Annotated in this window: 12 protein-coding genes; 5 read left to right on the top strand and 7 right to left on the bottom strand. The window is 73.5% G+C overall.

Annotation, left to right across the window (positions count from 1 at the left end; genetic code table 11):
• The 5 genes from modA to ACFU0Y_RS02510 all read right to left on the bottom strand — a co-directional run.
• Positions 1 to 605: molybdate ABC transporter substrate-binding protein (gene modA, locus ACFU0Y_RS02530; RefSeq protein ID WP_380212870.1), on the bottom strand; the 605-nt coding region annotated here is incomplete at its 3' end.
• Between the two features lie 7 nt (positions 606 to 612).
• A complete protein-coding gene (locus tag ACFU0Y_RS02525; protein WP_380212869.1) occupies positions 613 to 1,011 on the bottom strand; it encodes a molybdopterin-binding protein in 399 nt (132 codons plus the stop codon).
• Between the two features lie 61 nt (positions 1,012 to 1,072).
• Positions 1,073 to 2,878, bottom strand: coding sequence for a DNA helicase RecQ (recQ, locus tag ACFU0Y_RS02520; RefSeq protein WP_380212868.1), 1,806 nt, complete (start codon positions 2,876 to 2,878; stop codon positions 1,073 to 1,075).
• Positions 2,875 to 5,229, bottom strand: coding sequence for a glycoside hydrolase family 65 protein (locus ACFU0Y_RS02515; protein WP_380212867.1), 2,355 nt, complete (start codon positions 5,227 to 5,229; stop codon positions 2,875 to 2,877). The genes recQ and ACFU0Y_RS02515 overlap by 4 nt, the downstream gene beginning before the upstream one ends.
• A 51-nt stretch (positions 5,230 to 5,280) precedes the next feature.
• Positions 5,281 to 6,114: an enoyl-CoA hydratase gene (locus ACFU0Y_RS02510; protein ID WP_380212866.1), complete on the bottom strand. Its 834-nt coding sequence runs from the start codon at positions 6,112 to 6,114 to the stop codon at positions 5,281 to 5,283.
• A 164-nt stretch (positions 6,115 to 6,278) separates the two neighbouring features.
• On the opposite strand from ACFU0Y_RS02510, the gene nadE reads away from it, so the two are divergent.
• The gene (gene nadE, locus ACFU0Y_RS02505) at positions 6,279 to 7,103 is read left to right on the top strand and encodes an ammonia-dependent NAD(+) synthetase (protein ID WP_380212865.1); all 825 of its coding nucleotides are present in this window, start codon (positions 6,279 to 6,281) and stop codon (positions 7,101 to 7,103) included.
• Between the two features lie 85 nt (positions 7,104 to 7,188).
• Here nadE and ACFU0Y_RS02500 read toward each other — a convergent pair whose 3' ends face one another.
• Entirely contained in the window at positions 7,189 to 8,490 is a 1,302-nt protein-coding gene (locus ACFU0Y_RS02500; protein WP_380212864.1) for a CAP domain-containing protein, read from the bottom strand.
• Positions 8,491 to 8,650: 160 nt separating this feature from the next.
• Between ACFU0Y_RS02500 and ACFU0Y_RS02495 the strand changes: the two genes are divergently transcribed.
• The gene (locus ACFU0Y_RS02495) at positions 8,651 to 9,457 is read left to right on the top strand and encodes an exodeoxyribonuclease III (RefSeq protein ID WP_380212863.1); all 807 of its coding nucleotides are present in this window, start codon (positions 8,651 to 8,653) and stop codon (positions 9,455 to 9,457) included.
• A 6-nt stretch (positions 9,458 to 9,463) separates the two neighbouring features.
• Positions 9,464 to 10,336 (top strand): hypothetical protein, encoded by an 873-nt coding sequence (locus ACFU0Y_RS02490; protein ID WP_380212862.1) that lies wholly within the window; start codon positions 9,464 to 9,466, stop codon positions 10,334 to 10,336.
• 7 nt (positions 10,337 to 10,343) lie between these two features.
• On the opposite strand, the gene ACFU0Y_RS02485 is transcribed toward ACFU0Y_RS02490, so the two are convergent.
• Entirely contained in the window at positions 10,344 to 11,393 is a 1,050-nt protein-coding gene (locus ACFU0Y_RS02485) for a LacI family DNA-binding transcriptional regulator (RefSeq protein ID WP_380212861.1), read from the bottom strand.
• Positions 11,394 to 11,589: 196 nt separating this feature from the next.
• Here ACFU0Y_RS02485 and ACFU0Y_RS02480 point away from each other — a divergent pair, with 196 nt between their 5' ends.
• Together ACFU0Y_RS02480 and ACFU0Y_RS02475 are read left to right on the top strand one after the other, a co-directional pair.
• Positions 11,590 to 12,954 carry an ABC transporter substrate-binding protein gene (locus ACFU0Y_RS02480; RefSeq protein ID WP_380212860.1) on the top strand — a complete coding sequence of 455 codons (1,365 nt, stop codon included), beginning with the start codon at positions 11,590 to 11,592 and terminating at the stop codon, positions 12,952 to 12,954.
• Positions 12,951 to 13,934, top strand: coding sequence for a carbohydrate ABC transporter permease (locus tag ACFU0Y_RS02475; protein WP_380212859.1), 984 nt, complete (start codon positions 12,951 to 12,953; stop codon positions 13,932 to 13,934). Before ACFU0Y_RS02480 ends, ACFU0Y_RS02475 begins: the two co-directional genes overlap by 4 nt.

Genomic DNA, 13,934 nt, shown 5'->3' with positions numbered 1-13,934 from the left:
AGGTCCTCGACCGCGTCCCCGGCCGCGCGCGCGTCCGTGGCGTAGACGAGGCCGGCGTCCGCCTGGCCCGAGGTCACCTTCCCCAGCACGTCGGTCACGGCGCCCTCCTCGCTCACCGGGCTCAGCCGCACGCCCGAGGCCTCCTCGACCTGCTCGGCGGCGGCCCCGCAGGGGACCTGCGGGGCGCACACCACGACCTGCACGCCCGGCTCCGCCAGGTCCCGGAAGGACCGGACGCCGGCCGGGTTGCCGGCGGGCACCACCACGGTCAGGACGTTGCTCGCGAAGACCTCCGGCTCCCCGGCGACGAGGCCGGCGGCCACGGCCCCGGCCATGCTGCGCTCGTCCGCGGTGGCCAGGACGTCGCCGGGCGCGCCCTCGGCGAGCTGCTGGACCAGGGTGGAGGAGCCGGCGAAGCTCAGCGACACCTCGACCTCCGGGTGCTGCGCCTCGAACTGCCCGGCGAGCTCGGTGAAGGCGTCCCGCAGGGAGGCGGCGGCGTGGACGTCGAGGACGGTCCCGGGGGCGCCGCCGCCGTCCCCGCACCCGGTGGCGCCGACCCCGAGGGCGGCGAGGAGGACGACGACGGAGGTCCTGGCGCGCACCACCGCCTCACGCCCCGGGGATCTCGACGACCACGCTGGTCGACTTGACGACGGCCGTGGCCACGCGGCCGGGCTCCAGGCCCAGGTCCCGGACGGCCTCGGTGCTCATGAGCGAGACCACGCGGTGCGGGCCGCACTGCAGCTCCACCTGGGACATCACGGTGTCCGAGACGACCTCGGTGACCAGCCCCACGAACCGGTTGCGCGCCGAGCTGGCGACGCGCGCGGGGTCCTCCGGCCGGACGGAGCGCTCCTTGAGCAGGCGGGCCAGCTCCAGCCCGTCCACCACGGTCTGGCCGCTCGCGCCGCGGGCGCTGCCCAGCGTGCCCTGGTCGATCCAGCGCCGGACGGTGTCGTCGCTGACGCCGAGGAACCGGGCGGCGTCGGCGATCCTGAGCTCGGTCATGGCGCCATGCTATCCGCACCTGCGCACTCTCACCGGATGTTCCGTCCGCAGATGCGGACGCTCAGGCGTCGGCGACGACCTGACGGACGGCCTCCCCGTAGCGCTGGAGCTTGGCGTCGCCGACACCGGAGATGCCCCGCAGCTCGTCCAGCGAGCCCGGCCGGGCCTGGGCGATCGCGGCGAGGGTCGCGTCGTTGAAGACCACGTAGGCGGGCACGCCCTGCTCCTTCGCCACGGCGGAGCGCCAGGCCCGCAGCCGCTCGAAGAGCTCCTGCTGGGGCTGGTCGAGGACCGGTCGCGCGGCGGCGGAGCGCGCCGTGCGGGTGGGCCTCGACCGTTCGGGCTCGCGGCGCAGGCGCACCTCCTGCCGCCCGCGCAGCACCTCCCCGGCCGCCTCGGTGAGCGCCAGGACGCCGTACTCGCCCTGCACCCGGAGCAGGCCCTGGGCGAGCAGCTGGCGCACCACCCCCCGCCACTCCTGGTCGCTCAGCTCGGTGCCGATGCCGAACGTGGTCAGCTCGGTGTGGCGCATCCGCACCACCCGCTCGGTCTCCCGGCCGAGCAGGATGTCCACCAGGTGCCCGGCGCCGAACTGCTGGCCCCGCTCCCGCTGCAGCCGCACGATCGTGGACATGAGCTTCTGCGCCGGCACCGTGCCGTCGAAGGCCTCGGGCGGATCCAGGCAGGTGTCGCAGTTGCCGCACGGCTCGCTCGCCTCGCCGAAGTAGCGCAGCAGCTGCTGGCGGCGGCACTGCACCGTCTCGCACAGCGCGAGCATCGCGTCGAGGTGGAGGGTCTGCGCGCGCTTGCGCTGCCGGTCCCCCTCTCCGTCCTCGATCATCCGCCGCTGCTGGACGACGTCCTGCAGCCCGTAGGCCAGCCACGCCGTCGACGGCAGCCCGTCGCGCCCGGCGCGGCCGGTCTCCTGGTAGTAGCCCTCGACGCTCTTGGGCAGGTCCAGGTGGGCGACGAAGCGCACGTCGGGCTTGTCGATGCCCATGCCGAAGGCGATGGTCGCGACCATGATGACGCCGTCCTCGCGCAGGAAGCGGGTCTGGTGCTGCGAGCGCAGCCCGGCGGGCAGGCCGGCGTGGTACGGCAGCGCGGTGACGCCCTGGCCGGCCAGCCACTCGGCCGTGCGCTCGACCGAGGCGCGGGACAGGCAGTAGACGATGCCGGCCTCGCCGTCGTGCTCGTCCCGGACGAGCTGCAGCAGCTGCCGGCGGGCGTCCTTTTTGGGCCCGACCCGGTACTGGATGTTGGGCCGGTCGAAGCTGGAGACGAAGACGCGGGCGTCGTCCAGGCGGAGGTTGCGGACGATCTCCTCGCGCGTCTCCGCGGTCGCGGTGGCGGTGAGGGCGATGCGCGGGACCCCGGGCCAGCGCTCGTGCAGGAGCGTCAGCCCGAGGTAGTCGGGGCGGAAGTCGTGGCCCCACTGGGCCACGCAGTGCGCCTCGTCGACGGCGAAGAGCGCGATCCGGGCGCGGTCGAGCAGATCGGCCGCCACCGGCAGGCGCTCGGGGGCGAGGTAGAGCAGGTCGAGCTCGCCGGCCAGGAGCCGGCGCTCGACGTCGCGGCGCTCCTCGGCCGTCTGGGTGGAGTTGAGGTACGCGGCGCGCACCCCGACCTGCTCGAGGGCGTCCACCTGGTCGTGCATGAGCGCGATGAGCGGGCTGATCACCACGCCGGTGCCCTCGCGGACGAGGGCGGGGACCTGGTAGCACAGGCTCTTGCCGCCGCCGGTGGGCATGAGCACGAGGGCGTCGTCGCCGCGGACGACCGCCTCGACGATCTCGGTCTGCTGCCCGCGGAAGGCGTCGTAGCCCCAGACGCGGGTGAGCACCTCGAGGGGTGCGGACGCCGTCACGGGGTGCGGGGCGCGCGCGGGGCCCGGCCCGGGGGCTGCTGCGGCGCGGCGGTGGCCGGACGGGGCGTGTGCAGCGGGGCGGTGGCGGGGCGCTCGGCCGTGACGGTCCGGGGCTCGCCGTCGATCCGCAGCGCCACCTCGCCGGCGGCCCCGTCCAGGAGCCGCACTGCCGTGCCCGAGCGGGTGACCTCCACGCCGAGCCGGCGGCCGCGCCAGCGGAGCCGGAACGCGATCCGGTGCAGGCGCTCGGGGAGCCGGGGATGCAGGCGCAGCTCGCCCCCGGCCGTGTCGAGGCCCCCGAACCCGCAGACCACGGCCAGCCACGACCCGGCGGCGGAGGCCAGGTGCAGGCCCTGCTCGGCGTCCTGCTGGATGTCCCGCAGGTCCACGAGGGCGGCCTCGCGCAGGTACTCGAGGGCCAGGTCCAGGTGGCCCACCTGGGCGCAGACCACGGCCTGGACGCAGGCCGAGAGGGACGAGTCGCGCACGGTGCGCCGCTCGTAGTAGTCCAGGTCCCGGGCGGTCTGCTCGGCCGTGAAGTCCTCGGCGCACCACCACAGGGCGAGGACCAGGTCCGCCTGCTTGACGACCTGGCGGCGGTAGATCTTCGCGTAGTGGAAGTGCTCCTCCACGGGGTAGCCGTCGCGCTTGGCCTCGAAGTCCCACTCCCGGTAGGTCGTGAACCCCTCGTTGGCGGGGTGCACCCCGCGCTCGGCGTCGTAGGGGACGTGGATCGCATCCGCCAGGGCCCGCCACCGCTGGAGCTCGTCCGCCGTGACGGAGAGCCGCCCCACGTGCTCGGGGTGCTCCTCGCAGGCGTCGGCGCCCGCCCGGAGGTTGCGCCGGGCCATGAGATTGGTGAACACGTTGTCGTCCACCACGCCGGTGTACTCGTCCGGGCCGGTCATCCCGCGGTAGTGGACGCGTCCTTCGTCGTCCTCGTGCGCCATGGCCGCCCACACCCGCGCCGTCTCCACGAGGACGTCGACCCCGCCCACCGCGGTGAGGCCCTCGCCGGTCGCGTCGGCCCACCAGCGGAAGGCCCGTGCGATGTCGGCGTTGACGTGCATGGCCGCGGTGCTGGCCGGCCAGTACGCGGAGGTCTCGTGCCCGTCGATGGTGCGCCACGGGAAGGACGCGCCGCCCAGGTCCAGGACCCGCGCCCGTTCCCGCGCCCGGTCCAGGGTCGAGGAGCGCCACCGCAGCAGCCGGGCGGCGTCGCGGGGGCGCAGCAGCGACAGGGCCGGCAGCACGAAGCCCTCGACGTCCCAGAAGGTGTGCCCGCTGTACCCGCCGCCGGTCAGGCCCTTCGCCCCGACGGGGGCCCGGCTGACGCAGGCCGCCGCCTGCAGGAGCTGGAACAGGTCGAAGCGGACCGCCAGCTGGAGCTCGGGGTCGCTGTCGATCTCCACGTCGGCGCCGCCCCAGTAGTCGTCCAGCTCGGCGCGCTGGTCGGCGAGCAGTCCGTCCCAGCCGCGCCGCCGCGCCCCGGCCATCGCGGCGAGCACCTGGCCGCGGAGGTCGTCGGCGGGGTCGTCCGCGGCCGAGGAGTGGCACAGGTACTTCACGAAGCGCACCGTCTCACCGGCACCGACGCCGGCGACGACCGTGGTCACGACGTGGTCCTCGTCGCACTGCGTGCTGACCGCGCCGCCGGCCGGCAGCTCGACATCGTGCTCGACGGCGGCCGCGACCCCGATGCGGCTCCGCGCGGTGCGGTGGACCAGGACCCCTCCGGCGTCGTGGCAGTGGTGGAGCTCGGGGCGGAACGGCTTCTCCAGGGCCGCCGCCACGCGCGGGTCCTCGTTCTCCACCTTGGGCGGGGTGCCGTTGACCACGAGACCGGACCGGAGCACCACCTGCACGGGGCGGTCCACCGCCTCGACGACGTACTCGACCGCCGTCACCGGGCGGTGCACCAGCGACACGAGCCGGGTGGACGTCAACCGCATCCGGGCGCCCCCCGGAACGGTCCACTCCGTCTCCCGGCGGACGGTGCCCGCACGCAGGTCGAGCACCCGCTCGTGCCGCTCCGGCGGCGACTCCCGCAGGTCCAGCGGGACGCCGTCGACCTGCAGGTGCACGGTGCTGCCGTCGGCCACGCCGACGACCGCCTGCCCGTGCTCGGGGTGACCGTAGCCGCCCTCGGGGTAGGACAGCGGGTGGTACTCGTGGACCCCGGACATGAAGGTGCCGCGGGAGGTGCTGGGCTGCGCCTCGTCCAGGGTCCCCCGGACGCCCACGTACCCGTTGGACAGGGCGAAGACGGACTCGAGGGCGCCGCCCGCGACGGGGTCGAGGGCGGACTCGCGGACCTGCCAGGCGGAGGCTTCGTTCGACGGTTCGGGCATGGCACCACGGTAGTCCCCGCGGCCGCCCGGCGCCGGTCCGCGTCCGGGGACTCAGCGGTGGGTGAACCGCGGCTCGCGCTTCTCCGCGAACGCGGCCATGCCCTCCTTCTGGTCCTCGGTGGCGAACAGCGCGTGGAAGAGCCGGCGCTCGAGGTGGACGCCCTGTGCGAGGGTGGTCTCGAACGCCGTGTCCACCGCCTCCTTGGCCGCGAGGACCGAGGGGAGGGACTTCGCCGCGATGGTGCCGGCGACGTCCAGGGCCACCGGCAGCAGGTCCGCGGCGGGCACGACGCGGGAGACGAGGCCCGCCCGCTCCGCCTCCGCGGCGTCGACGTGCCGGCCGGTGAGGACCATGTCCATGGCCTTGGCCTTGCCCACCGCCCGGGCCAGGCGCTGGGAGCCGCCCATCCCCGGGATCACCCCGAGGTTGATCTCCGGCTGCCCGAAGCGGGCCGTGTCCGCGGCGATCAGCAGGTCGCACATCATCGCGAGCTCGCACCCCCCGCCGAGGGCGTAGCCCGAGACCGCCGCGACCACGGGCGTGCGCACGCGGGTGAAGGCGTCCCAGCCCGCGAACCAGTCGGCGAGGTACATCTCGGAGGCGCTGCGCCCGGCCATCTCCTTGATGTCGGCGCCCGCGGCGAAGGCCTTCTCCGAGCCCGTGAGCACGATCGCCCCGATCCCGGGATCGGCGTCCATCCCCGCCGCGGCCGCGACGACCTCGCGCAGGGTCGCGGCGTCGAGGGCGTTGAGCGCCTTCGGCCGGTGCAGGGTGATGATGCCGACCCGCCCGCGGGTCTCGACCAGGATGTTCTCGTACCCGTCCTCGTTCCCCGGCGTGGTCCCGGGGGTGCTGCCGTGCTCGGTCCCGTGCTGCTCGCTCATGCTGCGCTCCTGGTTCGCTCGGTCAGGTCGGGGCCCGGTGCCCTCGGGGGCGGCCGCGGCGTCCGCGGCGTCCGGGTCTGGCCCGCATCCTACGCAACCGCCCCGCCGCGCCCCGCGCGCCGAGTCCTTGCCCTCCGGGGAGCGGCCCGCACTAGCATGGGCGCATGCGGACACTGCAGGCAGCAATCATCGAAGAGATGGGCGTGAAGCCCGAGATCGACCCCGAGCAGGAGATCGAGGCGCGCGTCGGCTTCCTCTGCGACTACCTGCGGGCCAGCGGCACGAACGGCTTCGTGCTCGGCATCAGCGGGGGCCTCGACTCCACGCTGGCCGGCCGTCTGGCCCAGCTGGCCGTCGAGAGGCTGCGCGCCGAGGGCACGGACGCGGAGTTCGTGGCCGTCCGCCTGCCCTACAACGTCCAGCACGACGAGGACGACGCCCAGGCGGCCCTGGACTTCATCCGGCCGTCCAGCACCGTGACCTACAACGTGGCCCCCGCCGTGGACGGCTTCGAGGGCGAGTTCCGGGGGGCCACCGGCCGGGAGATCTCCGACTTCAACAAGGGCAACATCAAGGCCCGGGTGCGGATGATCGCCCAGTACGCGCTCGCCGGGGAGCGGAACCTGCTCGTGATCGGCACCGACCACGGGGCCGAGTCCGTCACCGGGTTCTTCACCAAGTACGGCGACGGCGGCGCGGACGTGCTGCCGCTGTTCGGGCTGGACAAGCGGCAGAACCGGCTCCTGACGAAGACCCTGGGCGCCGAGGAGCGGCTGTGGTCGAAGGCCCCCACCGCGGACCTGCTCGACGACACCCCTGGCCAGACCGACGAGGCGGAGCTCGGGCTGTCCTACGACGACATCGACGACTACCTCGAGGGCCGCGAGGTCGCCGACGCCGTGGCGGAGCAGATCGAGCTCCGCTGGCGCATCACCCGGCACAAGCGCACGACCCCCGCCACGCTCCTCGACGACTGGTGGCGGGACTGACGCCCCGAGCACCGGCAGCACCGGCAGCACCACGGAGCCGCGCCCCCCCGTCCGGGGGCGCGGCTCCGTCGTCGTCGGGGAGTCCTCAGCGGGTGGCCCAGGTGCGTCCGGCGGCGTAGTGGACGGTGTAGCCCTTCGAGAAGCGCTGGCGGACCTCGGCGCCGTGGCGGTACTCGTCGGTGACCGGGAAGCCCCAGCCCCGCTCGGACCCGGCGGCCTTCCAGGCCCGGCCGATGGCCCCGTGCTGCTTGATCGCCCGGGTCCCCGTGCCGGGGCTCCACATGAGCATGGTCGAGCGCCCGTCGCGGCGGAAGACCTGGTACGCGCCCCCGGTGACCGGGTGCTCGTCCGTGACGGGCAGGCCGAAGTGGTGCTCCCGGCCCGCCGCGACCCACCGGCCGCCGATGGAGCCGTAGTTCTTCACCGCCATCGCCCCGTGGCCGGGGGCCCAGTAGATGGTCGTGGTGCGGGTGCCGGTCCGGAACTGCTGGTAGACGCCGCCGTCCACCAGACCGCCGCGCTCGTTCATGGTCGGCTGCCCGAGCGCCGGGGCCCCGCCCAGGCGGTGGTACTTGGTGCCGATGGCCCCCCGGACGGTGTAGCTGGGCGCGGTCACCGGCGGCACGAACCCCTGCGCGGGCGTCGCGGTCGTCCCGGGCACGGTCTGCCCCGCCGGGTAGGCGTAGTAGTAGATCGTCAGGTAGGTCTCCCACCCGGGGCCGCGCGGGCCCGACGTGGCCACGTGGCTGACCCCGATGCCGAGATGGGTGAGGTCGCGGGCGAACTGGTCGGTCCCGTTGCGGGGGAAGAAGTCCAGCAGGTAGTGCGTGAGCGCCTCGACCGCCTCGGCGCCCTCGAAGGCGCCGGTGAAGACGCCCTTCCCGTAGTACTGGTCCATCCGGATCCCGCCGGCGGGGGCACCCGCCCAGGGGTCCGGGTTGCGGGACTCCTTCCGGGCCGCGGCCATGGTGTCCGCCCACTGCTGGGCGTTGCGGGACAGCGCGGTGTTGTAGACCAGCGGGGCCCGCCGCGCCTGGCTGCGGTGGTCGTTGACGATCTTGAAGGCCTCGGTGACGTCCTGGACCGTGGTCGGGTGGACACCGGCCGACGCCGCCCCGGCCAGGTCGCCGGCGGCCGGGACCCGCTCGGCCGCCGGAGGGTCCGCCGGAGCGGGCGCCGGGGCGGCGTCGCTGCCGGATCCCCCGTGCAGGCTCGGAGCGGGCGTGCCGGCGGGGCCGGGGCGCTCCGCCGGCTCCGACAGCTCGGGCGGGGCCGAGAACCCGGGCGGGGCCGGCGGCGGGGTCGGCGCGGCGAGCGCCGCCGGGACGCCGCCGAGGAGGAGGGCGAAGGACGTGGACACGACGAGCGCGGTCCGTGCGAGGTTCATGGGGGTCTCCCTGCTGGGGGCGGCGCCGCCGGGGGCACGGGCCAGCAGGAAATTAGCATGTGCAATTGCACGGCGGAAGGGGTCGCCGAGAAACCCCTGGTCCCCCGGCGCGGCGGACCCCGTGACGGGGCCGTCCGGGCCAGCCGGTAACGTGGGGACCATGAGGATCGCCACCTGGAACGTGAACTCCGTCCGCGCCCGCGCCGACCGCGTGGAGGCGTGGCTGCAGCGCTCGGACGTGGACGTCCTGGCCATGCAGGAGACCAAGGCGAAGGACGAGAACTTCCCCTGGGAGCTCTTCGAGTTCATGGGCTACGACGTGGCGCACTTCGGCCTCAGCCAGTGGAACGGCGTGGCGATCGCCTCCCGGGTGGGCCTCGAGGACGTCGAGCGCACCTTCCCCGACCAGCCGGCCTTCGGCAAGCCCGGCGAGGAGCCCGTGCAGGAGGCCCGCGCGATCGGCGCCACGTGCGGCGGCGTGCGCGTCTGGTCCCTCTACGTCCCCAACGGCCGCGGCCTGGAGGACCCGCACATGCCCTACAAGCTGGAGTGGCTGCGCGTGCTCAAGGACCACGCCAGGCGGTGGGTCGACGAGGACCCGCAGGCGCAGGTCGCCCTGGTGGGCGACTGGAACGTGGCTCCGCAGGACGAGGACGTGTGGGACCTGCAGTTCTTCCTCGACAACGGCCTGACCCACGTCAGCGCGCCCGAGCGCGCCGCCTTCCGCGCCTTCCTCGAGGAGGCCGGCTACCAGGACGTGGTCCGCCCCCGGCACCCCGGCCCCGGCGTCTACACGTACTGGGACTACAAGGGGCTGCGCTTCCCGAAGAAGGAGGGCATGCGCATCGACTTCCAGCTCTACTCCCCCGCTCTCGCCGGGCGCGTCACCGACGCGTCGATCGACCGCGAGGAGCGCAAGGGCAAGGGCGCCTCGGACCACGCCCCCGTGATCGTCGAGATCGACTGAGCGGCCGTGGCCCAGCTGCTGCAGGTCGGCCGGACGTTCCGCTCGGCCACCGGGATCCCCCACCAGTTCGCCCTGCGGGTGTACGTGCCCGCCGAGGAGCTCGACGCCGTCTACGCGCCGCTGGTGCCCCGGGCGCTGCCCCCCGAGGAGGCCGGGGTCAACGAGCTGACCGAGCAGCTCGCCCGCCTGGCCGAGCCGGGCCAGGACCCCCTGCCCCCGGCCGTGGAGCCGCTGTGGACCCTGCCGTTCTCCGCGGCACCCCGGGGCCGGGACATGCTCGCGGCGGGGGTCGGCGACTTCCCCGTCTACCACCCACCGCAGCGGCTGCGGCGCTCGCTGCGGCTCGTGGCGCTCGCCGAGGAGGAGGGCGGCCAGCCCCTGCCCAACCTGCTCATCCCCGAGGACGCCGTCCGGTCCGCGGGCGAGCTCGTGAGCCGGGAGCACTTCGTGCCGGTCCACGCCCGCCAGTCGGCGTTCACGGTGCCCATGGCGTGGTTCTCGCTCTTCACCGCCCAGGACCACACCGAGAGCTTCCACCACGGCAACCGCGTCCACCGGTGCGCGGTGCCGGTGGACCTCGCGACCCGTCGCGTCGTGCGCGCCGCGCAGGTGGTGGAGGACGCCGGCGGGGAGGACCTGGAGGACCTCGCCGAGGACCTCACGCACCTGGGCCGGTGGCTCGGGGCGTTCTCCGCCAACTCCCTCGTGGTCCTGCACTACGGCTCGCTCGCGGACCCGTTCCAGCCGGACGAGAGCCCGCAGGACTTCTCGGACGCCGTGGAGCTGCTGGCCGCGCAGGACGCCCACGGCGCCGCCGTGGCGTTCCGCCGGCTCATGCACCGCTGGCTGCGCCTCGCGCACCTGGAGAGCGCCAGCTGAGACGGAGCTAGTCCGGGGCGCTGTCCGACGCGGCCCCTGGGCGGCCGCCGGCGGCGGCGGTGGTGCTGCGCACGACGACCCGGGTGGGCAGCTTCTGCGCCAGGTCCGGGTCCTCGCCCCGCAGGAGGGCCAGCAGCAGGTGCGCGGCGCGCAGCCCCTGGTCCCGCACGGGCTGGCGGACGGTGGTGAGGTCCACCAGCTCCGCCAGCGGGTGGTCGTCGATGCCGATGACGGAGATGTCCTCGGGCACGCGCAGACCGGCGCGGCGGATGGTGCGCATCGCGCCCAGGGCCATCTCGTCGGAGTGGGCCAGGACGGCGGTGGGGAGCTCCCGGACGCTGAGCAGCCCCTCCATGGCCTCGGCGGCCTCCACCCCGCCCCAGGCGGTGGTGACGACCAGCTCCTCGTCGACCGGGACGTCGGCGCGGGCCATGGCCTCGTAGAAGCCGCGGGGGCGTCCGCGGTGGACCGGCTGGTCGGCGCGGTCGGGATCGACGGCGGTGATCATGGCGATCCGCCGGTGCCCCAGGCGCAGCAGGTGCTCGGTGGCCTGTCGCACGGCGGCGGCGTCGTCGATGGAGACATAGGGGTATGTGGCGTCCTGACCACCGGCGGCGACGATGGTGACGCCCATCAGCTCCAGGCGGCGCCGTTCGTGGTCGGTGACCGGGACGGCGACCACCACGACAGCATCCACCTTCCGGCGGGCGGGCAGGTGTTCGAAGAACGTGTGGCGGCCGCCGGGGTCACCCACGTGGTACAGCAGCACGTCGTGACCGGCCTCCCGCAGGACCTCCTCGAGACCGCTGACCATCTCCCCGAAGTACCAGCGGTCCAGATGGGGGACGACCAGGGCGACGCTGCGGGTGGCGCCGGTGGCCAGCCGCGAGGCCTCTGGGGAGGCGACGTACTCCATCCGGCGGGCGACCTCGGCGACGCGCTCCCGGGTGGCGGCGGCGACGCCGTAGGCGCTGTTGAGCGCCCGGGAGGCGGTGGCCAGCGAGACGCCGGCCTCACGGGCGACATCGGCCAGGCCGACGGACTTCGAGGAGCTCATAGCCCTAGTGTAGATCTTTAGGAAGCGTTTTCGAGATGTCGTCCTCATGGTGGCACCCCCGTCCCACCGGAGTCCGGCTGTGACACGACGAAGTCCACTAGCAGAAGGTTGACAGATCGGCGCTATGACGTGGATCATATTCGGAAGCGCTTCCGAAAAGGTGGGGCGCGGCAACCCTTCCGGAGGAGGAAGTTCCATGACCGACCGTCATGTCACCCAGGATCCCGAGCGTCCGGCCGGCACCCGGCTGCGCGTGCTGGGAGCGGGCGCCTGCGCCCTGTTCGCCCTGGCGGCCTGCGCACCCCCCGGTGCCGGCTCGGCGCCCGCGGCGTCCGAGGAAGCCCCCACGGAGGTCTCCACGGATCTGGGCGAGGAGCCCGTCGAGCTGACTCTCTACGACGGGGCCGGGCTCAGGGCCAAGGACGAGGCACTGATCGCAGCGTTCGAGGAGAAGCACCCGAACGTGACCGTCACCGGTCGTTATGACCCCGATGATGTGCAGGCCCAGAACGCCCCGCGTGTGCTGGCCTCGGACGATCCGCCGGACATCGCCCGGGTGATCGCCCTGTCCGACGTGGCCGGCGACGGGCTGCTGACCGATCTCGACGCCTACGCCGACGCGTACAACTGGGACGAGCTGCCGGCGGGCCAGCTGGCCCAGTACCGGGTGGACGAGGACGGAGTCCGCGGTGAGGGCTCCCAGTACACGATGGCCGACGGCTTCACCGTCACCGGCTTCTACTACAACAAGGACCTGGCCGAGCAGCTGGGCATGACCACCCCACCGCGGACCATGGAGGAGCTGGAGGACCTGCTGGCCCAGGCCGAGGAGGCCGGCACGACACCGATCATGGCCGGAAACCAGACCGGTCAGGTCGTGTTCACCACCCAGATGATGCTCAACAACGCCCTCGGGGCGGAGTCCGTCAACGAGTGGGTCTTCCACGCCCCGGAAGCCACCATCGACACTCCCGAAGCCGCCCAGGCCGTGACCACGATCCAGGACTGGGCCGAGGCCGGGTACTTCCCCGAAGACACCAACGGCACCGACGCCACCGGGGCTCTGGGACGCTTCGCCAACGGTGAGGCCCTGTTCTACTTCTCCGGCAACTGGGACGCCGCCGCCCTGGACGAGCAGATGGGTGAGAACGTCGGGTTCTTCCTGTCGCCGGCCCCTGAAGGCAGCGAGCAGGCGACGATGTCGGACCCGGCCTCGAACTTCGCCATCCCGGCCGGTTCCGACGACAAGGATGCCGCCGCCGCGTTCCTGGACTTCCTGCGGTCCGAGGAGGCCCGCCAGGTCGTCGCCGACGCCGGGTTCGCCCCCTCCGGGGAAGGGGAGATCCCGGCCACGGAGGAGGGCTCGGTCAACGCCCAGATCCAGGCGGCCTTCGCGCAGCTGGTGGAGGCCGACGGGCAGGTGCAGTTCGTGCAGAACGCCACCAACGGGCTGACCACGACCTGGAACTCCGAGGTCCAGCGCCTGGTCGACGGGGCGACGGATCCGGAGGGCCTGCTGGCCGCGGTCCAGCGCCAGTACGAGAGCGAGCTGGGGCGATGAGCTCCCTCGACGGTTCCACCGGTCCCCTGCAGGGCCTGGTCCTGCCCACCCCCGCTCCGGCGGAGGAGACCGCGCGGCAGGACCGTGCCGAGCGGGCGACCCGCCCGCGGCGTCGGCGGCAGAGGCGGAACTGGGGCGGCTGGCTGTTCGCCGCACCGGCGGCACTCATGTACGCGCTCTTCGTGCTGCGCCCGCTGGCCGCCTCTGTCCAGTACTCCTTCTACGACTGGGACGGCATCACCGTGGCCACGTTCGTGGGCCTGGAGAACTACGTGCGGGTCTTCACCGATCCGCAGCTGCTGTCCTCGATCTGGCACGCGTTCTTCCTGATCATCTTCTTCACCGTCCTTCCCGTCACGGTGGCGCTGCTGGTGGCCGGGCTGATCCGGGAGCTGCGCAGCAAGGGCCTGGGCAGGCTCGCCCAGACCCTGCTGTTCATCCCCTACGTCATTCCGGCCGCCGCGGCCGCGATCGCCTGGAGCTGGATGTACGCCACCACCGGGGCGGTCAACCAGCTGTTGTCCGCCATCGGCCTGGAGTCCGTGACCCGCGCCTGGTTCGGGGACTTCACCTGGGCGCTGCCGGCGGTGGGTCTGATCGGGACCTGGATCAACCTCGGGTTCTGCACGATCCTGCTCATGTCCGGCATCGGCAAGATCGACGCGTCGCTCTACGAGGCCGCCAAGCTGGACGGCGCCGGGTTCTTCCAGACCTTCCGGGCGATCACCCTGCCCGGGCTGCGCCAGGAGATCGGGGTGTGCGTGACCATCACCATCATCGCCGCTCTGGCCAGCTTCGACATCGTCTTCATGGCCACCCAGGGCGGGCCCGGCTACGCCACCATGGTGCCCGGCGTGCAGGTGTACCAGCTCGGTTTCACCGAGTCCCGCATCGGCCTGGCCTCCGCCCTCGCCCTGGTCCTCAGCGCCCTCGTGCTGGCCGTCATCCTGCCCCTCCAACGACTGTTCCGGGAGAAGTGA

Source organism: Kocuria sp. NPDC057446, assembly GCF_042802875.1.
GTDB lineage: Bacteria > Actinomycetota > Actinomycetes > Actinomycetales > Micrococcaceae > Kocuria.
This window is presented reverse-complemented; position numbering and strand designations above follow the sequence as displayed.

Excerpts from the sequence above, each read along its gene's own strand:
- ACFU0Y_RS02525 (WP_380212869.1), bottom strand. The coding sequence starts at position 1,011 with ATGACCGAGCTCAGGATCGCCGACGCCGCCCGGTTCCTCGGCGTCAGC.
- ACFU0Y_RS02515 (WP_380212867.1), bottom strand. The coding sequence starts at position 5,229 with ATGCCCGAACCGTCGAACGAAGCCTCCGCCTGGCAGGTCCGCGAGTCC.
- ACFU0Y_RS02510 (WP_380212866.1), bottom strand. The coding sequence starts at position 6,114 with ATGAGCGAGCAGCACGGGACCGAGCACGGCAGCACCCCCGGGACCACG.
- nadE (WP_380212865.1), top strand. The coding sequence starts at position 6,279 with ATGCGGACACTGCAGGCAGCAATCATCGAAGAGATGGGCGTGAAGCCC.
- ACFU0Y_RS02500 (WP_380212864.1), bottom strand. The coding sequence starts at position 8,490 with ATGAACCTCGCACGGACCGCGCTCGTCGTGTCCACGTCCTTCGCCCTC.
- ACFU0Y_RS02495 (WP_380212863.1), top strand. The coding sequence starts at position 8,651 with ATGAGGATCGCCACCTGGAACGTGAACTCCGTCCGCGCCCGCGCCGAC.
- ACFU0Y_RS02485 (WP_380212861.1), bottom strand. The coding sequence starts at position 11,393 with ATGAGCTCCTCGAAGTCCGTCGGCCTGGCCGATGTCGCCCGTGAGGCC.
- ACFU0Y_RS02480 (WP_380212860.1), top strand. The coding sequence starts at position 11,590 with ATGACCGACCGTCATGTCACCCAGGATCCCGAGCGTCCGGCCGGCACC.
- ACFU0Y_RS02475 (WP_380212859.1), top strand. The coding sequence starts at position 12,951 with ATGAGCTCCCTCGACGGTTCCACCGGTCCCCTGCAGGGCCTGGTCCTG.